Here is a 17,174-nt window from a genome sequence, read left to right on the forward strand (position 1 = left end):
TTGAGGAAGATCCGGTTGGCGGATGGGAGGCTTCCTAGCCCAACCTCCGGCAGGCGCGTGTGACGCATTAATGACTTGTTACCGAAATGTCACCTCGTGCCCGACCCCTGCGAGGCGCGCGCGCAATGCCATCATTTCTTAATTTGCGCCGCTTTCGGAACCGCCACATACGCGCAAGATGGAGGCTTTGATCGCGCGGCATGCCGCGCTTCCCGATTCAGAGACGGCGCTCGGCCTGCTCGTCGCGTCCGGCGTCTGTGATGCGCAGGCGGCCGAGCGCGCGCGCGCCGGCGGCCGCGAGGCGGGGATCGACAGCGTCGAAGCGCTCGTCAAGCTCGGTCTCGTGCCGGAGCGGGACCTGGCACGCGGCTGGGCCTCGCTGTTCGGGCTCGATCTCGTCAGCCGGGATCTGTATCCGACGATGCCGGTGCTGCCCGATGCGCTCTCCCCGCGTTTCTTGCGGGCGGCGCAAGCCGTGCCGCTGATGCTTGAAGCGGCGCCGGGCGGCGGGCAGCGCCTGGTCCTCGCGGTCGCCAATCCGCTCGATCGCTTTCTCGTCGAGGCGGTCGCGCAGGCAACCGGGATGGCGGTGCGCCTCGCGGTCGGCGTGCCGATCGAACTCGAAGCGGCGCTCGACGCGCTTTATCCGGAGGAAGCGGATGGCGCGGGCCGGCCGGCGGAGGCAGAGGCGATCGCCTCGGAGGATGATACCGCGCGGCTCAAGGATCTGGCGAGCGAAGCGCCGGTCATTCGCCTCGTCAGCCAGACGATCGCGCGCGCTGTGGAGAGCCGGGCGTCGGACATTCATTTCGAACCCTTCGAGGATCGTTTTCGCATCCGCTATCGCTACGATGGCGATCTGCAGGAGGCGGAGACCCATCCGGCGCATCTCGCGCCCGCCATCATCTCGCGCCTCAAGATCCTCGCCAAGCTCGATATCGCCGAGCGTCGGCTGCCGCAGGACGGGCGCATCACCATCGCCGTGCGCGGGCAGGAGGTGGTGTTTCGCGTGGCGACCGCGCCGAGCCTCTATGGCGAGGTCGTCGTGCTGCGCGTGCTCGATCGGAGCGCCGTCACCTTCGATTTCGCAGCCCAAGGGCATGATGCGGGCGTCGTCGCGCGGATGCGCGCGACCCTCGCCCTGCCGAACGGCGTCATGCTCGTCACCGGCCCCACCGGCTCGGGCAAAACCACCACGCTCTATACCGCGCTGCTCTCGATCAACGCGGTGGAGCGCAAGATCATCACGGTCGAGGATCCGATCGAGTATCAGCTGCCCGGCATCACGCAAATGCAGGTCAAGCCGCAGATCGGCCTCGGCTTCGCGCAATTGCTGCGCTCGATCCTGCGGCTCGATCCCGATGTCATCATGGTCGGCGAAATCCGCGATCTGGAAACCGCCGAGATCGCGGCGCGCGCGGCGCTGACCGGCCATCTCGTGCTCTCCACCCTGCACACCAACTCGGCGGCTGCCGCCATCACCCGGCTGCGGGATATGGGGCTCGAAGATTACCTGCTCGCCGCCGTGCTGCGCGGCGTGCAGGCGCAGCGCCTGGTGCGGCGCCTCTGCCCCGCCTGCAAGGCGCCCGCCGCGCTGCCCGATGCGCTGCGGCGGAAATTCGGCCTCGGCGAAGGCCCGCTCTTCCGCCCCACGGGCTGCGCCGCCTGCCGGCAGACTGGCTTTGCCGGCCGCCAGGCGATCACCGAATTCCTCACGCCCTCCCCGGCGGTGGAGCGGCTGCTGTTCGCCCGCGCGGATCAGGCGGCGATCGAGCAGGCGGCGGTCGAAGGCGGCATGAAGCCCATGCTGCAGGCCGGCATGGAGGCGGTGGCGCGCGGGGAAACCACGGTCGAGGAGATCCTCCGCGCGGTTCAGGCGCAGGACGCATGAGCGCCGGGCGAGGCCCCGGCTGATGGGCCAGTTCCGCTACCGGATCCTGCTCGGCGGCCTCGCCGAAAGCGGCCTCATCGAGGCGGCCGATGCGGCGGATGCCGCGCGGCAGCTGCAGAAGCGGGGCGCCATGGTGCTGGGCCTCAGCCCGGCTGGGCGGGAGATGCCGCTGCTCTCCTTCCGCTTCGGCGCGGAGGCCGCGCTGCGCCACAACGATCTCACGGATATCATGCGCGAACTCGCGAGCCTGCTCTCCGCCGGGCAGGATCTCGACCGCGCGCTGCGCCTCATCGCCGAGGAGGCGCCAAACCGGCGGGTGCAGCGGGTGATGCGCCGCCTGCACGAGCGGGTGCGCGATGGCGCGGCACTCGCGGCTGCCATGGAGCGCGAGCCGCGCAGCTTTCCCGCGGTCGCGATCGGCCTCGTCAAGGCCGGGGAGGCGGGGGGCGATCTCGCCGCGACCGTCGCCCGGCTGGCCGAGCTGATGGAGCGGCAGCGGAGCCTGCGCGCCAGCCTGCAATCGGCGATGATCTATCCGGTGATCCTGCTGATCGGGGCGAGCGGCTCGATCATCCTGCTGCTGACCCAGGTGCTGCCGCAATTCGTGCCGCTCTTTGCCCAGAACGGCGCCGCCCTGCCGCCATCCACCGCCTTCCTGCTCGCCGCCGGCCATGCCGTGACCGCCGATGGGCCCTATGTCGGGCTCTTGCTCGCGCTGCTGGCGCTCGGCGGGGAGCGGGCCTTGCGGCGGCCGGGGCCTCGGCTTGCCGCCGATCGGCTGCTGCTGCGCCTGCCGCTGCTCGGCGGCCTCATGCGGGAGATCATGGCCGCGCGCTTCTCCCGCACCTTCGGCATGCTGCTGATCAACGGCGTGCCGCTGCTCGGCGCGCTTGGGGTGACGGAAGGGGTGCTGGGCAACCACGCGGCGCGGCGGGCGGTGCGCGCGGCGGCGGAAACCGCCAAGGCCGGGCAGGGCGTTTCCCGGGCACTCGGCGCCTCGGGCTGCTTTCCCTCGCGGCTTCTGCACCTTCTGCGCCTCGGCGAGGAGACGGCGCAGCTCGGGCCCCTTTCGCTCCGTGCGGCGGATATGTTCGAGGAGCGGACGCGCCTTGCCGTGCAGCGGCTGGTGGCGCTCGCCGTCCCCGCCATCACCATCCTCATGGGGGCGGCGATCGCCGGCATCGTCTCCTCGCTGCTCCTTGCCATGCTGAGCCTCAATGATCTCGCGCATTAGCAAGCGGCAGGCCGGCTTCACCCTGATCGAGATCCTGGTGGTCGTCGCCATTCTTGGCCTCGCGCTCGCGATCTTCGCCGGGGCGCGGCCGCCCGGCCGCGGGCGGCTCGCCATGGAGGCGGCGGTGCGCTCGGTCGTGCTCGCCATGCGCGAGGCGCGCGGCGAGGCGATCGCGCGCGGCGCGGTAGTGTCGTTCCGGCTGCCGCGGCTGCCTGCTTTCGTCTCGGTCGTCGAGCAAGCGCCGGCCGGCGGCATCCGCTTCGCGCCCGATGGCAGTTCGAGCGGCGGGCGCGTGCTGATGGCTGGCAGTGGCGAGCATATGGCGGTGGAGGCCGATTGGCTCACGGGGATCGTCCATGCCGCCGCCTTGCCCTGAGCCGCGCCGGCGCGAGGCGGGCTTCACCCTGCTCGAAGTTCTGGTCGCCTTCGTGATCGCGGCCCTCGCCGCGATCGTGCTTTACCGCGCGGCTTTCGACGGCGCGGCCGAGAGCGGCACCGCCACCCTCTACCAGGAGGCGACCGAGCGGGCGCAATCGCGCCTCGCCTCAATCGGGACGCTGACGCCGCTGCACCCCGAGCAGGCGAGCGGCGCCGATGGCGGCGGCTTTCGCTGGCGGGTGGTGATCACCGAACGCGCGAGCGAGCCGCGCCTCAGCCTCTACACCGTTCGTGTCACCGAGCAGTTCGGCAGCCGTTCGGTGACCTTGACGACCGAGCGGCTGGCGGCGAGGGGGCCATGAACCGGCGCGAAGCAGGCTTCACCCTCCTCGAAATCCTCGTGGCGCTCGTCATCTTCGGCCTCGTCATGGCGGGTCTCGCGCAAAGCCTGCGCTTCGGCCTCGTGGCGCTCCAGGCAAGCGCGGTGCGCGGCGCCGGGGCGGAAGACCGCGCGGCGCTCGATCGTGCGCTCACCCGCCTTATCGAAGCGGCGGAACCCGGCAGCCTGACCGGCGGGCCGGGCGGATTCGCCTTCACCACCCGCCTGCCGCCTGGTGCGGGGCTTGGCGGCGGCCTCGCCGATGTCGCGATCGAGATGGCGCCGGGCCATCGGCTCGTGCTCCTCTATCGCGCGCATCCCCCGGGCCTGCCGCTCCGCCCCTTGCCGCCGCCGCGGCGCAAGGTGCTGGCCGCCGGCGTCGCGGCTTTCGCGATGAGCTATTACGGCGCGCGGGGCGATGCGCCCGCGGCCTGGGGCCCGCGTTGGGAGGACAAGGCCCTGCCGCTGCTCCTGCGGATGCATCTGGCGGCACCCGGCGCGCCGGCCTGGCCGGATCTCGTCGTCGCGCCCGATCCGCAGTCCGGCTGAAACCAAAGCTTCATTGTTCATGGAAGGGTGAAGCCACTAGGCACAGCCGTTCATTTTTCCGCAACAATGCCGGCTTCGTCTCATTCTTTGATGCTGTCCTACTTCCTCACCTGGTGGATGACGCAGATGCGGGCGCTTCTCCTGGGCGAGGGCGCCGGCATCCGCGCGCCGGACGGGCTGATCGTCGCGATCGACGATCTCGCGGGTGAAGCGCCACGCGGCATGCTGCTCCTCCGCCGCCAGGGCCGGGAGGCGCCGCTGAGGCCGCTCGGCGCCGCGCTGCCGGGCGCCACGGCGGCCATGCCCGTGGCCGCCCTGCCGCGCCTGCCGGTCATCCTTCGCCTGCCCGCCGGCCTCGTGCTCAGCCGCCAGGCTTCCCTGCCGCTCGCCGCGGCGCGGGATCTGCAGACGATGCTGGCCTTCGAGATGGACCGGCTGACGCCGTTTACGGCAGCCGAGGTCTATTGGAGCCTCGGCACGGTCGAGACGCATCGCGCGCAGGAGAAGGTCAGCATCCGCCTCCTCCTCGTCCTCCGCCGCAAGGTCGATGGGCTGCTCGCCCATCTTCGCGCCCAGGGCCTCGCCCCGCGCTGGATCGAGGGGCCGGGCGGGCTTATCGCGCTCGATGAGCGCGGCGGCGGGCGCCGTCTGCCGCGCCTCGGCCAGCCCCTCGCCTGGCTTTGCCTGCTGCTCGGCCTGCTGGTCATCGGCACGCCCTTCATCCGCCAGGAGATGGCGCTGGCGGCGGCGCGCCAGGCGCTCGCCCGCAGCAGCGCGGCGGGCGAGGAGGGTGCGGCCTTGCTCCGCCGCATCGCCATCGCCCATGACAGCCGCCTCATCATCGGGGCGGCCCGCGACCATGGGGATGCGCTCGCCCTGCTTGCCGCCCTCACCACGGCGCTGCCGGACGGCACCTGGCTCGACGATCTCTCGCTGCATGATGGCGCGCTGAGCATCGACGGCGAATCGACCGACGCGACGCGGCTCATCGCGCTGCTCTCCGCCGTGCCGCTGCTGCGGGCGCCGAGTTTCGCCGCTCCCGTGACGCGAAGCGCCGACGATAAGATGGACCAGTTCTCGCTGCGCGCGGCGATCGCGCCATGAGCGGCGGGCGCATGGCTTTGCCGGAAGGCCCGCGGGGGCGGATGCTGGCCCTTGCCATCACCATCCTCGGCCTCGGCCTTGTGTGGCTCGCCCTCGGCGCGCCGCTACTCGGCTGGTATCAGGCGCGCGCGGTCGCGCTTTCGGAGGCGCGGATGCGGGCGGCGCATCTCGCGCGGCTCGCGGCGGAGGTGCCGGCGCTGCGCCGCGCGGTGCTCCGCCTCGGCGGTGAGGGCGCGGATCGCGGCCTGCTCCTGCCCGGCGCCAGCGATGCGCTGGCCGGCGCCAACCTCCAGTCGGAATTGCAGGATCTCGCGGCGCAAGCCGGCGTCACGCTCGATAGCGCCGCGATGCAGCCGGCCGCCGCCGCCGGGGCGCTGCGGCGGATCACCGTGCAGGTCAGCCTCAGCGCGCCTTTCGCCCCGCTGGTGGTGTTCCTCGGCAGCATCGGCACTGCCCGGCCGCAGATCATCCTGGATGACCTCAGCCTCACCGCCATCCGACCGCCGGGCGGCAGCACGCCGCCGCTCGTGATCGAAGGCGGCAACCCTGCCGCCGCGCGCGATGCGGGCAGCAGCCCGCCGCCGGCGCCGACGATCGAAGCGAGCTTCTCCGTCACCGGTTTTCGCGCCGGGGATCGGCCGTGAGGCTTCGGCAGGCCGCGCTGCCTGGCCTCGCGCTGCTGCTGGCGGGCCTTTGGGGGATGGAGCTGAGCGGCCGGGCGCCTGCCAGCCTCACCCTGCCGCCGGGCCGGGTGCCAGCCGCGAGCGGCGCCATCGGCACGCCGGCGGGCAAGATCGCCGCCTGGCAGGCGGTGATCCTGGGCCGCCCGCTTTTCGCGGAAGATCGGCGGCCGCCGCCTGCGGCGGGCAACGCCGGCCTCGCCCGGCTTGCCGCCATCATCATCGCCGGCGGCAACCGCTGCGCGATTTTCGCACCCGCCGGCGGCAAGCCGCAGATCGTGCCCGAGGGCGGTGCGATCGGCGGCTATCGCCTCAGCCGCATCGGCCCGGATTGGGTGGCGCTGGATGGCGCCGCCGGGCGCCTTCTGCTGCATCCCGCCTTCGCCGCCGCACCTTCCGCGTCGGGTGGTGCCGCCGCCGGGCCGCAGAGCGACCTCGCCGCGGCCCCCCCACCGCTCACGGGCCCGACCGTGCCGCCGCCTGGCGCCCCGCCTTCGGCGATCGATTACGATAACGAGCATTGACCTTGCGCCACGATCTCACGCTTCTCCTCGCCCTTCTGCTGGCTCTTGCCGCTTGCAGCCCGCAACCGGTGGCGAGCTATCCGGCGCCGCCGCTCGGCAGCACGCCCGCGCTCGCTTTGGCCGAAACCGGGCCGGGCGGCACGCCGGCCAATGCGCGCATTCAGCCCGCCTATCCGCCGGGGCCGAGCTTCAGCGCGGGGCAGGGGGCGGAGGGCAGCGCGGGTGGTGCGGCGCCGGCCGGCGGTCTCGCGGCGAATGCCGGCGCGGGCGGGGGCGCGGGCGATATCACGCTCAACTTCGCCGATACGGATCTGCGCAGCGTCGTCGCCGAAATGCTCGGCTCCATCCTCCGCGTGAACTACACGATCGACCCGGGGGTGAGCGGCAGCGTCACCCTCCATACCGTGCGGCCGCTGACCCAGGCCGAGATCATCCCGACCCTGCAGACGCTTCTCGCCCAGAATGGCGCCGTTCTGGTGCAGAGCGGAGGGATGTACCGCGTCATGCCGGCGGGCGGCAAAGCGGGCGATGGCGGGCTTGCCGGCAGCGCCGCACTTGGCGGTTCCGCCGTTGTTGCGCTGCGCTACGCCTCCGCCCCCGATCTCGCGACGGTCCTGCAACCCTTCGTCACCAAGGGCGGCGGCATCACCGCGGACCCGACCTCCAACGCCGTGATCATCTCGGGCGACCCCTCGACCAGGGCGGCCCTCGAAGGTCTTGTGCAAGCCTTCGATATCGATGCGCTGGCCGGGCAGTCCTACGCCGTTTATCCGGTCTCCTCGGGCAATGTGAAGGATTTCGCGCAAGCCCTGCAGGCGGCGCTGGTGCATGACGGCGCGGCCAAGCCGGGGCAGAAGGTGGCATCCGCGCTCACCGTCATTCCCCTCGAACGGATCAGCGCGGTACTCGTCATCACCCGCAGCCCTGAGCTTCTGGATGAGGCGGCGCGCGCCTGGCGCGTGCTCGCCCAGGCGCAGGCGGAGACGGCGCGCAGCTGGCGCGTTTTCTACCTGCGCAACACGCGCGCCAACGATGCCGCCTATCTGCTGCAGGAGGCTTTCACCCCGGATAACGTGACCGCCCAGCCGACGCCCGACAAGGTGGATGACGGCTCATCCAGCATGTTCAGCAATTCCGGCACGAGCGGCGGCGCGGGCGGCTCCTCTGGCGGGGCCTCCGCCGGCCTCGGCGGTGGCAGCGGCGGTCTCGCCAGCGGCGCGGGCGGGCAATCGGGCATCGGCCAGTCCGCGCTCGGCGCTTCGGGCTCCGACGGCGCGCCGAAGAGCGCCGGCCAGGGCGGCAGCGCAGGCGCGAGCGCCCTTCTCGGCGCGCTTTCCGCGACCGCCACCAATACCGCGAGCACATCCGAGCCGCGGATCATCCCCGATCCGCAGAACAATGCCGTGCTCGTCTATGCGACCGCGGGCGAAGCGAACGAGATCACCGGCATGCTCGCCAAGCTCGACATCCAGCCCTTGCAGGTGCGGATCGACGCGATCGTCGCCGAGGTCGATCTCACCGGCAAGCTGCAATACGGCACGCAGTTCTTCTTCAAGTCGGGCGACATCAACGCCGTCCTCAGCAATGCCACGACCTCGGCGCTGGCGACGAGCTTTCCCGGCTTCGTGCTCTCCGGCAATGGCAGCAGCGCAGCCCCGCTCGCCATCTCGGCCCTGCAGGACGTGACGAAGGTGAAGGTGCTGTCCTCGCCCGAACTCATGGTGCTGGATGGCCAGGCCGCCAATCTCCAGGTGGGCCAGCTCGTCCCCTATCTCACCCAGACCTCGCAAAGCACCCAGACCGCCAATACCGCGGTGATCAACTCGGTCGATTATCGCGAGACCGGCATCATTCTGAAGGTGACGCCGCATGTCGGCAATGATGGACTTGTCACCCTCGACGTGCGGCAGGAGGTAAGCGGGGTCGCCAACGGTATCACCACGGCAGGGCTCGATTCACCGACCTTTACCGAGCGCGTCGTCACCTCCCGGATCGCGATTCAGGATGGGCAGACGGTCGGCCTCGCCGGTCTCATCTCGGATAATGATTCGCACGAGAATTCCGGCATCCCGGGGCTCAAGAACATCCCCCTGCTCAGCGGGCTCTTCAGCACGCAGACGAATAACCGCACGCGCCAGGAACTGCTTGTGCTCATCACCCCGCATGTCATCCGCAACCAGCAGCAGGCGCTCGATCTCACCGCGGATATGGAGCAGGTCATGCCCAATGCGGCGATGGTGAACGGGCAGTTGCAAACCTCGCCGGTCGGCGGCTCGCCGGACCCGACGGCCGCGCTCCGCGCCCGCTTCGCCCGATGAGGGCGGGGCTCGGCCCCGGTGGGCGCGACCGGGGCTTCGCCCTCCTCATCGTTTTGTGGACCCTGGTGCTGCTGGCCTTGATCCTGACCGCGCTGCTCGCCTCGGGGCGAAGCTCCGTCACCCTCGCGGGCCGGGTGCGGGATGCGGCGATCGGCCGCGCGGCGGCCGATGGCGCGATCGCGGAGGCGATCTTCCATCTCGCCACAGGCAGCGACTGGCGGCCCGATGGCGCGCCGCATCTGGTGCGGATCGGCGCTTTCACCGTCGTCGTCGAAGCGCGCATGCTGCGTGACAGGATCAACCCCAACCTCGCCTCGACCGCGCTGCTCTCGGGCCTGTTCGAGGCGGCGGGCCTCCCCGCACAGCAGGCGCGGCGGCTTGCCGAAGCGGTGGTCTTCTGGCGCGCGCCGGACACGGACAAGGCGGCCGCGGCGCGGCAGCTTGCCGCCTATCGGCGGGCCGGGCTCGGCTTCGCGCCACCCGGGCGCCCCTTCGCCTCGATCGCCGAGCTGGGCGCGGTGATGGGCATGACGCCGGCATTGCTCCAGCGCCTGCGCCCGGCGCTCAGCCTCGACCAGCCGGGCGATCCCGATCCGGCGGCGGCGCCTCCGCTGGTGCGGGCGGCGCTGCGGCTGTCCGGCGAGGCTGGGGCGCAGGCTGGCGCCTTCGAGGGGGCGTTTCCGGTGGTGGCGATCACCGCCACCGCCGCCGGACCGGGCCATACCGTGATCCGTCGGCAGGCGCTGGTGCGGATGATCAGCCTCCGCGCCCGCACCCCTTACGAGATCCTCCGCCAGACGGACGCGCCTGCGCAATGAGCCCAGGCGAGACAGGGGAATGGGGGAGCGGCATCGGTATCCTGGGCAAAGCCGACACGCCATCAGGCGGGCGCTGGACTAAGCTCGGGGGGAGACTGGTGCCGACACTCGGAATTGAACCGAGGACCTACTGATTACGAATAAGGGTATTATCGTGTTTCACCCGAAATCTGGATGCCACAAGACGCAGCACAAAATGCCGGAAAAGCGTTGAAAAAACTGCACTTCCTGCCTTAAAGATAAATCACCGTGCTTCACCCCACGTCACCCTATCCGGGTTGAAGTGAAGCACGGGCGAGGCACGGAGTGAAGCACAGTGACCGTTCATCTCACCGCAAGCGCGATCGATGCCGCTACCCGCAAGGCGCGGGAAACCCGGGCGCTGGTGGAACTGGTGGATAGCGCGACCGCCGGCTTACGGCTTCGCTGCTCCGCCCGTGGCCGGCGAGCGTGGGTTCTGGCCACGCGGGACACCTTCGGCAGGCTGCGCCGGTTTCCGGTGGGCGAATATCCGGCCATGGGCATCGCCGAGGCACGCGGCAGAGCCTCGGTGGTGCGGACCGAGATCAAGGGCGGGGCTGATCCCGTGGCGGAAGCCCGCCGCCGCCGCCAGTCCGCCCGCGAAGGGGTGGAGGGTATCGCAACCCTTGCCGATCTGCTTGCCGTCTATGAGACAGCGGAAGGCAGCCGCAAGAAGTCCTGGGCTGAGCAGAAGGCCCGTATTGAAAGCGTGTTCGGCAAGCTGCTCAAGAAGCCGCTCGCCACCGTGGCGCTGGTGGACTTCCAGCTAATGGCCGATCGCTGGCCGGCCATTAGCTCGGCCTCGGCCGCCTGCCGATATCTCGCCCCGATCTTGAAATGGGCGGGCGCGCCGGGCAGGGGCTATGTCTCCGCTACCATGACCGGCCTGCGGCCGCCTGCCGCCCCGGGCCGGCGGGATCGTGTTCTATCTCGCGATGAGCTGGCCCGCCTTCTGCCGGTGCTGAAAGCCTCGCCGCGTCCCTATGCCGCTTGCCTGCGGCTCATCCTGCTCACCCTTGCCCGGCGGGAGGAAGCCGCCGGCGCTCGCTGGCGGGATATCGACCTAGAGGCGGGCATCTGGACGATTGCCGAGACGAAGAACGGCCAGCCTCATGCAGTGCCGCTCGCCCGCCAGGCCCGCGCTCTGCTGGCCTCGCTCAAGCCGGAAGGAGCCGACCCGCTGGCGCTGGTATTCGCCACCCGCACGGGGGAACGCTTAGGCAATTTCGATAAGGAGACGCGGGCGCTCCAGGTAGCGAGCCAGACCGAGGGCTGGACCCGGCATGACCTCCGCCGCACAGGGGCGACCATGCTGGGTGAGATGGGCGAGCTTCCTGATATCGTGGAAGCGGCCTTGAACCATGTCGCCATCCGCTCCCGGCTGGCCGCTACCTACAACCGAAGCCGCTACCGTCCGCAGGTGGCTGCCGCTCTGCAACGTCTTGCCGATGCGCTGGACGGGATCGAGGCCGGCGGGGCGGAGATCGTGCCGATAGGCGGGAGGCAATGAGCGATGCCGAGGCTGTGACACTGTTGACACTATTGACAGTATGAGGGCGAGGCCGCCGGCTGATCCTCGTTTTCGAGAATTTCCCTCGATGCCAAATTGCCAAAACTGCCGCTGAGGGGCTGACCGGGCCGCGCGGAACGCGGTGAAAGGGTGCCGGGCGGTGCTGGAACACCAGCCCAGCGTGATCCTGAGATACAGAAGGATGGAACCATCATTACCAGAACCGAGACGGAAGATAACACGGCAGCCGCCGCCCTTGCCAGCAGCAGCCAGAACATTGGCGCGCAAAGGGCCGCGCGGTGAACGCGGGGGGTGAGGGGTCGAAAACGAAGAGGCCGCCGGCGGTGCGGACCGCATCACCGCCAAATTCCCGCGCGGGCAAAATGAAAGAGAAAGATACTCCGGCATCGCCAGCCCATACGCCGGCCTTGCATTCCAGGTTGCCAAGTGAGGCAGGGGAAAAGCCGGGCCGCAATATAAGGAACGGAAAGGTGGCCATGCCTATAGGCCGCGCCGGCAAGCATGATGTCAGGCTCCCTTGGGGCGGCGCACTCGAAACGGCCCCAGTTTGCGCCGCGCCGTTGTTCGGTGCCTTGGATATCAAGGCCCTTGCCGACGCGGCGGGCTATCCCGAGCCGCCCGATTCTCCAGCATCGGCCAAATGGCTGGACCTAGAAATACGCGTTGCGGCTTCCGGCGCGATGATGGCGTGGAACCGCGCGCTGCCACAGGATCATCACGCGTGGAATGCCCTGGTTCATCTGCGCGCAACTGAACTTCTCAACGCCTTCGGTTTTGTGGACGCGGATGACGTTCTTAACCGAGAAAGGATTGAGGCGCTGCATGGAAGCGGGTTGGCGCTGGGTGGCGCTGCAATGCAATTTAATTGGGAGGCACGCAAGGCAAAGCTGCGTAATTCCCCCATTTGCGTATCGGCGGAGGTATCGAGACTTTTGCAGGTTAAGCCGACACGCCTTGATGATGAAGACGCGTTCGTGTTTGTGACGCAGATGTTCGCTGCTTTGCCTTGGCTTATTGGGGCGCTTGCCAAAGGTGCTGGAGCAACTAAGGGAATGACTATCGCCAGCACTCCCCGAAGGAGAGGCAACACGCCAAAGCACTTCCAGGGGCAGGTTTTCAACTTCCTACGACAAAACTTCCAGAACATCACCGGGCAGCCGCTTTCCGGCTTACGAAAAGCCGACGATGAAGGAGCGGGTACGCGCAACCTCAAAGCGCCGCCCGTGCTCTGGTGCAAGGTATTTTTTGCCCTCATTGCGGAGCGTGTTCCTGCGAGAGTGCTTAACGCACCGCCGGCCTTGATCGAAGAGGCACGGGGGCTTGCTGCTTTGTCGCAAGGCTCTATTGCCGAATACCTGGCGCGGAAGCCGAAAGGGCGCAGTAAGTCCACTGCAACAACAGAATAGCCAAAAAATTTGGCTATTTCGTTGGCTTGGTCCGGCCTGCGAATCCTGAGTAAATCACCTCGCATCCCGCCGCCCCGCATGCGGCAACTGGCACAAGGATGCACACGCAATGCCAAAACTCTCCGCCCCCGCTAAGCCGATTGACCTGACTGCGCCGCCGGCCCTGGCAACCATCGCCGAGACCTGCGCAACGTTGCGCATCTCCCGCGCCACCTGCTGCCGATGGATTGAGGCTGGCCGTCTGGAATCCGTGAAGCTCGGCACCGCCGTGCGGATCAAGGTTCCGAGCATCGCCGCGATTGCCGCCTGAGCAAAGAAAAACCCCGCCGCGCGGTAACGCGGACGGGGCGGAAACTCTCAGTCCGTGCAACGCCTTACTTAGAGAGTATCCGCTTCCTGTCAAGCGATTTTCGCCCGGCCATCCCGAAAGGGCAGCCCATGGCCACCGACTTCAAAGCCTCTGCTGATCGCCTTCATAGCCGCCGCCTGAACGCCCTGGACCGCCACCAGCGCTGCCGGCTCGCGGACACCCGCCGCGCCGCGATTGCGGAGGCTGCTCGATGAGCGAGACAATCACGCTTCTGCGCTGCGCCCGTGGTCTCGCTCTGGCAAAGCGCATTACGCCCGCCGGCATCAACACCTATGACCAAGCCAAGCGGTTCGATGGATTCACCCGGTCGCTCTCCGGCCTTGATGACATGCAAGACCTGCTCGGCCATCTGATCGATGCACCGCGCTTCTGCGTGGTGCGGGGGGCGCTTGCCGCTGGTGAGACGGCAACGGGAATCCGACGCCTGATCCATGAAGATCGGGCAACCGGCGATGCCGCCACGCTACGAGACGTGCCGCGCCGCTGGCTCGCTCTCGATATGGAGGGGATCGATCGCCCCGCCGATCTGCCTGCCGCCGATCTGCCAGGCTGCGCCGCGCTCGCCATCGCCACCTTGCCTGAAGCCTTCCGCGTGGCCGGCCATATCGCCCAAGCGACGGCCGGCCACGGTATCAAGCCCGGCATCCGCCTGCGCCTCTGGTATTGGCTCAGCCGCGCCACCAGCGGGGCGGAGGTTCGCCGCTGGCTCAAAGATACCCCGGCTGATCCCTCCATCTTTGGCGCTGCGCAGCCGATCTATATTGCCGCGCCGATCTTCTCAGAGGGGGCGCGTGATCCCGTGCCGCAGCGCCTCCATAGCCGCCCTGGCGGGCTTGTTGAGGTGCCACCGCCCGAAGCCCTGGCTCCGTCCCCCGCGCCACCAGCAAAGCCCCTGCCGGCGCCTGGGAATAGCCGCGCGGAACGCTATGCCCTGGCTGCTCTCCGTCATGCCGCCGCCGCTGTGGCATCCGCCCCGGTGGATAGCCGGCATGTCACCTGCCGCAGCCAGGCGCGCGGCCTGGCTCGGCTGGTGGAGGCCCGGCTTCTGGCATCAGCGGATGTAATCTCCGTGCTGGACGCCGCATTGCAACAAGCGGGCAAACCGAAAGGCGAGGGGGCCAGGGTTGCCGCCTGGGCTATCGCGCATCCGTCCACCGCCAAGCTGCCGGAGGGCATCGCCTGATGGACGCGCTTATCACCGATCCCACCGCCTTCGTGCAGAACGCCGTGGCGGCATCCCAGCCGGAGCCCTGGGGCGAGCCGGACATGAGCATATTGCGCAATGGCCGCCGCGAAGCGCCGGCCTTCCCGCTGGACCTACTGGGTGACGAATGGGCCGCCTGGGTGACGACCGCCGCCGAAGCTGCCGCAGCGCCGATCGATTACGTGGCCCTGCCGCTGCTCGCTAGCGCCTCGGCCCTCATCGGCAACGCCCGCTGGGTGCAAGCCGCACCTGGCTGGGCGGAGCCGCCGCATCTCTGGTGCGGGGTGGTGGGGGATTCTGGATCGAGCAAAAGCCCTGGCATGGATTGCCTGCTTCGCCATGTTTTGCCGCGGATCGAGGCCCGGATGCGGAGTGACCACCCGGACAAGCTGGCGGATTGGCGCGCGGCGGCTGAGATGCGCGCGGCGCAAGAGGAGGCATGGCAGAAGGACGTGCGGGCCGCCGCCAAAGCTGGCAATGCTCCGCCCCAGCCGCCCCGCGACCAAGCCCCTGTAGAGCCGCAGGAGCCTCGGCTTCGGCAGAGCGACGTGACGATTGAGAAGGTGGCCAGCCTGCTCGCCAGCGCCGCGCCCAAGGGCCTCTTGATCGTGCGGGATGAACTGGCCGGCTGGCTCCTCGGCATGACGAACTACAACGATGCGGGCCGCGCCTTCTGGCTGGAAGCCTATGGGGGCCGCCCCTATCGGGTGGAGCGCCAGAAAAGCCCGCAGCCGATCGAGGTGCCGCGCCTGGCCGTTGCCGTGATGGGCGGAACGCAGCCGGATAAGCTGGCGGAAATGTTCGCCGATGCCGATGACGGCTTGCTAGCGCGCTTCCTCTGGGCCTGGCCGGAGCCGAAGCCCTTCCGCCTCGGCCGCGCCGCGCCGAATGCTGGCTTCGCGGTGGAGGCGCTGGACCGGCTGCGCCTGCTGGATCTCATTGCCGCCACGGGGGAAGCGCCCGCTGCCCCGATTATGGTGCCGCTCGCTGCCGAGGCATTGCCCATGCTGGAAGCCTTCGCGCGGGAGATGCAGGAGACCCAAGCCAATGCCGGCGGCCTGCTCCGCTCGGCCTATGGCAAGGCGCGGGGGCTCGCCGTGCGGATTGCGCTGGTGGTGGAGTTTCTGCGCTGGGCTGCCACCAGCGGGCAGGAATCGCCGCCGCGCGTGGTAAGCAAAGCTGCCTTCGCCGATGCCTGCGATCTGGTTGCCGACTACTTCATGCCGATGGCGATGCGCGTCTATGGCGATGCAGCCACCCCACCAGCGGAGCGAAACGCCACCACGCTCGCCCGGTGGATCATGCAGCAGAGGCCGCCGGAGGTGCATATCCGGCGGCTGCAACGGGAGGTGCGCCTGCCCGGCCTGCGCGCGGCGGAGGATATCCGCGCTGCCTGCGCTGCGCTGGTGGAGGCCGATTGGCTCCGCCCGCCTGCGCCGGGTGCTTTCCAGGCGCGCAGCAAGACGGCTTATCCGGTTAATCCGTCCATCCTGGGGGCGGCGCGGTGAGGTGGTCGCAAGCCTACAAGGCTCGCATGCAGACGCCTGACATTGTTGACACAATGGACACAATGGCCGGACTGCCCATCCCGCCGCCCCATACTGTCAACAGTGTCAACAGTGTCACGCACGGGGACGAGGGAGAAACGGCATCGGAGGCCGCCTTCCTCGCCACGGAACGCGCGGCACTGGTGGCGGAGGGCGAGCGATCAGACGCGCGCGCGGCGATACCGCACCGCCTGCCGCCGTCATGGGCGGAGCCTGCGATAGAGCCGACACCCGGCGCGCGCTGCGTCATGAGCGGAGATCATCGCCGCTGGTGGAAGGAGCGCATCGCGCCGAAGGGCTGGCGCTGCTGGGCCTGCCATCCGCCTTTGCACCTGCCGGGCGATGCGGTGCGGGAGGTGCAGACCTGAAAGGGTTTCCGCGCCGTTTGCCATTGACATGTGACAACCATAAGTTTACAGATTGCTCCGATGATCAGATCATTCCGCAGCAAGCCGCTTGCCGACTTCTGGAACACCGGGAGCACGGCAAAGCTTGACGCGCGCATGGTCAGCCGTATTCAGGCGAGGCTTTCACGTCTGCATGTCAGCAAGCGTCCGGAAGAGATGAATGTGCCGGGGTTCAGGTTCCATTTGCTCACTGGCACGCGAGCGGGAACCTATGCCGTCTCGGTCAATGGCCCGTGGCGCATCACCTTCCGCTGGGACAATGAAGACGCTGTGGAGGTGGATCTTGAGCAATACCATTGATGGGGGCCGATCATGAGTGACACCTACCGCGCCGCCGCTTCTCCCGCCTGGCGCCCCACGCATCCGGGCGCGCTGCTGCGGGAGGAGGTGCTGCCCGCGCTTGATCTGAGCGTGTCCGCCGCCGCTGAGATGCTGCATGTCTCCCGCCAGATGCTGCACCGTATCCTGGCCGAGGAATCCGCCGTCTCGCCTGAAATGGCCGTCCGGCTGGGCAAGCTGTGCGGCGATGGCCCGCGCATCTGGCTAGCGATGCAGCAGGAGCATGATCTGTGGCAGGCCGAGCGTGACCTGGCCGAGGAGATCGAAACCATCCCGACGCGGGCGGCCTGACGCTGCACCCAAGCCAGCCAGCGGATGGAGGAGTTCTGAAACCCGGGCGCTGTTCCTTTTTGGTCCGCGCGCCCTTGCCCATGCTCAGCACGGCGGGCAAGGATGGCAGCCGCCAACAAACAGCTAAGTGTGCCCATGTCTGCTCTCGCCCAACTGCTTGATTCTTTTAGAGGCTGTTTGAAA

The 17,174-nt window shown here is 68.9% G+C and carries 18 protein-coding genes; all 18 read left to right on the plus strand.

What is annotated here, in order from left to right:
* The first annotated feature begins 178 nt into the window (after nucleotides 1-178).
* Nucleotides 179-1,891, plus strand: a complete 1,713-nt coding sequence (locus ACYQ7X_RS12210; protein ID WP_459697312.1) for a GspE/PulE family protein — start codon at nucleotides 179-181, stop codon at nucleotides 1,889-1,891.
* A gap of 22 nt (nucleotides 1,892-1,913) precedes the next feature.
* Nucleotides 1,914-3,125: a type II secretion system F family protein gene (locus ACYQ7X_RS12215; protein ID WP_459697313.1), complete on the plus strand. Its 1,212-nt coding sequence runs from the start codon at nucleotides 1,914-1,916 to the stop codon at nucleotides 3,123-3,125.
* The gene (locus ACYQ7X_RS12220; protein WP_459697314.1) at nucleotides 3,109-3,501 is read left to right on the plus strand and encodes a pilus assembly FimT family protein; all 393 of its coding nucleotides are present in this window, start codon (nucleotides 3,109-3,111) and stop codon (nucleotides 3,499-3,501) included. Before ACYQ7X_RS12215 ends, ACYQ7X_RS12220 begins: the two co-directional genes overlap by 17 nt.
* A complete protein-coding gene (locus ACYQ7X_RS12225; RefSeq protein ID WP_459697315.1) occupies nucleotides 3,482-3,865 on the plus strand; it encodes a type IV pilus modification PilV family protein in 384 nt (127 codons plus the stop codon). The genes ACYQ7X_RS12220 and ACYQ7X_RS12225 overlap by 20 nt, the downstream gene beginning before the upstream one ends.
* Complete coding sequence (locus tag ACYQ7X_RS12230; protein WP_459697316.1) at nucleotides 3,862-4,431, plus strand: prepilin-type N-terminal cleavage/methylation domain-containing protein; 570 nt, start codon at nucleotides 3,862-3,864, stop codon at nucleotides 4,429-4,431. Before ACYQ7X_RS12225 ends, ACYQ7X_RS12230 begins: the two co-directional genes overlap by 4 nt.
* A gap of 90 nt (nucleotides 4,432-4,521) precedes the next feature.
* Entirely contained in the window at nucleotides 4,522-5,535 is a 1,014-nt protein-coding gene (locus tag ACYQ7X_RS12235) for a PilN domain-containing protein (protein ID WP_459697317.1), read from the plus strand.
* Nucleotides 5,536-5,546: 11 nt separating this feature from the next.
* A complete protein-coding gene (gene gspM / locus ACYQ7X_RS12240) occupies nucleotides 5,547-6,179 on the plus strand; it encodes a type II secretion system protein GspM (RefSeq protein ID WP_459697318.1) in 633 nt (210 codons plus the stop codon).
* Nucleotides 6,176-6,739, plus strand: coding sequence for a hypothetical protein (locus ACYQ7X_RS12245; protein WP_459697319.1), 564 nt, complete (start codon nucleotides 6,176-6,178; stop codon nucleotides 6,737-6,739). The genes gspM and ACYQ7X_RS12245 overlap by 4 nt, the downstream gene beginning before the upstream one ends.
* 2 nt (nucleotides 6,740-6,741) lie before the next feature.
* Nucleotides 6,742-9,057, plus strand: a complete 2,316-nt coding sequence (gene gspD, locus ACYQ7X_RS12250; RefSeq protein ID WP_459697320.1) for a type II secretion system secretin GspD — start codon at nucleotides 6,742-6,744, stop codon at nucleotides 9,055-9,057.
* Nucleotides 9,054-9,875, plus strand: coding sequence for a hypothetical protein (locus tag ACYQ7X_RS12255; RefSeq protein ID WP_459697321.1), 822 nt, complete (start codon nucleotides 9,054-9,056; stop codon nucleotides 9,873-9,875). Before gspD ends, ACYQ7X_RS12255 begins: the two co-directional genes overlap by 4 nt.
* A 316-nt stretch (nucleotides 9,876-10,191) precedes the next feature.
* Nucleotides 10,192-11,406 carry a tyrosine-type recombinase/integrase gene (locus ACYQ7X_RS12260; RefSeq protein ID WP_459697322.1) on the plus strand — a complete coding sequence of 405 codons (1,215 nt, stop codon included), beginning with the start codon at nucleotides 10,192-10,194 and terminating at the stop codon, nucleotides 11,404-11,406.
* Nucleotides 11,407-11,897: 491 nt separating this feature from the next.
* Complete coding sequence (locus ACYQ7X_RS12265; RefSeq protein WP_459697323.1) at nucleotides 11,898-12,833, plus strand: hypothetical protein; 936 nt, start codon at nucleotides 11,898-11,900, stop codon at nucleotides 12,831-12,833.
* Nucleotides 12,834-12,942: 109 nt separating this feature from the next.
* A complete protein-coding gene (locus tag ACYQ7X_RS12270) occupies nucleotides 12,943-13,143 on the plus strand; it encodes a helix-turn-helix domain-containing protein (protein ID WP_459697324.1) in 201 nt (66 codons plus the stop codon).
* 250 nt (nucleotides 13,144-13,393) lie between these two features.
* A complete protein-coding gene (locus tag ACYQ7X_RS12275) occupies nucleotides 13,394-14,386 on the plus strand; it encodes a hypothetical protein (protein WP_459697325.1) in 993 nt (330 codons plus the stop codon).
* The gene (locus tag ACYQ7X_RS12280; protein WP_459697326.1) at nucleotides 14,386-15,915 is read left to right on the plus strand and encodes a DUF3987 domain-containing protein; all 1,530 of its coding nucleotides are present in this window, start codon (nucleotides 14,386-14,388) and stop codon (nucleotides 15,913-15,915) included. Before ACYQ7X_RS12275 ends, ACYQ7X_RS12280 begins: the two co-directional genes overlap by 1 nt.
* Nucleotides 15,916-15,977: 62 nt before the next feature.
* Nucleotides 15,978-16,322 carry a hypothetical protein gene (locus ACYQ7X_RS12285; protein ID WP_459697327.1) on the plus strand — a complete coding sequence of 115 codons (345 nt, stop codon included), beginning with the start codon at nucleotides 15,978-15,980 and terminating at the stop codon, nucleotides 16,320-16,322.
* Between the two features lie 60 nt (nucleotides 16,323-16,382).
* The gene (locus tag ACYQ7X_RS12290) at nucleotides 16,383-16,661 is read left to right on the plus strand and encodes a type II toxin-antitoxin system RelE/ParE family toxin (RefSeq protein WP_459697328.1); all 279 of its coding nucleotides are present in this window, start codon (nucleotides 16,383-16,385) and stop codon (nucleotides 16,659-16,661) included.
* 12 nt (nucleotides 16,662-16,673) lie between these two features.
* Nucleotides 16,674-16,991 carry a HigA family addiction module antitoxin gene (locus ACYQ7X_RS12295; protein ID WP_459697329.1) on the plus strand — a complete coding sequence of 106 codons (318 nt, stop codon included), beginning with the start codon at nucleotides 16,674-16,676 and terminating at the stop codon, nucleotides 16,989-16,991.
* The last annotated feature ends 183 nt before the right edge of the window (nucleotides 16,992-17,174 follow it).

It is taken from the genome of Acidisoma sp. C75, assembly GCF_054665095.1.

Coding starts and splice junctions, on each gene's coding strand:
- gspM (WP_459697318.1), top strand. CDS start 5,547: ATGGCTTTGCCGGAAGGCCCGCGGGGGCGGATGCTGGCCCTTGCCATC.
- ACYQ7X_RS12230 (WP_459697316.1), top strand. CDS start 3,862: ATGAACCGGCGCGAAGCAGGCTTCACCCTCCTCGAAATCCTCGTGGCG.
- ACYQ7X_RS12285 (WP_459697327.1), top strand. CDS start 15,978: ATGGCCGGACTGCCCATCCCGCCGCCCCATACTGTCAACAGTGTCAAC.
- ACYQ7X_RS12210 (WP_459697312.1), top strand. CDS start 179: ATGGAGGCTTTGATCGCGCGGCATGCCGCGCTTCCCGATTCAGAGACG.
- ACYQ7X_RS12225 (WP_459697315.1), top strand. CDS start 3,482: ATGCCGCCGCCTTGCCCTGAGCCGCGCCGGCGCGAGGCGGGCTTCACC.
- ACYQ7X_RS12270 (WP_459697324.1), top strand. CDS start 12,943: ATGCCAAAACTCTCCGCCCCCGCTAAGCCGATTGACCTGACTGCGCCG.
- ACYQ7X_RS12290 (WP_459697328.1), top strand. CDS start 16,383: ATGATCAGATCATTCCGCAGCAAGCCGCTTGCCGACTTCTGGAACACC.
- ACYQ7X_RS12235 (WP_459697317.1), top strand. CDS start 4,522: ATGCTGTCCTACTTCCTCACCTGGTGGATGACGCAGATGCGGGCGCTT.
- ACYQ7X_RS12215 (WP_459697313.1), top strand. CDS start 1,914: ATGGGCCAGTTCCGCTACCGGATCCTGCTCGGCGGCCTCGCCGAAAGC.
- ACYQ7X_RS12255 (WP_459697321.1), top strand. CDS start 9,054: ATGAGGGCGGGGCTCGGCCCCGGTGGGCGCGACCGGGGCTTCGCCCTC.
- ACYQ7X_RS12220 (WP_459697314.1), top strand. CDS start 3,109: ATGATCTCGCGCATTAGCAAGCGGCAGGCCGGCTTCACCCTGATCGAG.
- ACYQ7X_RS12275 (WP_459697325.1), top strand. CDS start 13,394: ATGAGCGAGACAATCACGCTTCTGCGCTGCGCCCGTGGTCTCGCTCTG.
- ACYQ7X_RS12295 (WP_459697329.1), top strand. CDS start 16,674: ATGAGTGACACCTACCGCGCCGCCGCTTCTCCCGCCTGGCGCCCCACG.
- ACYQ7X_RS12280 (WP_459697326.1), top strand. CDS start 14,386: ATGGACGCGCTTATCACCGATCCCACCGCCTTCGTGCAGAACGCCGTG.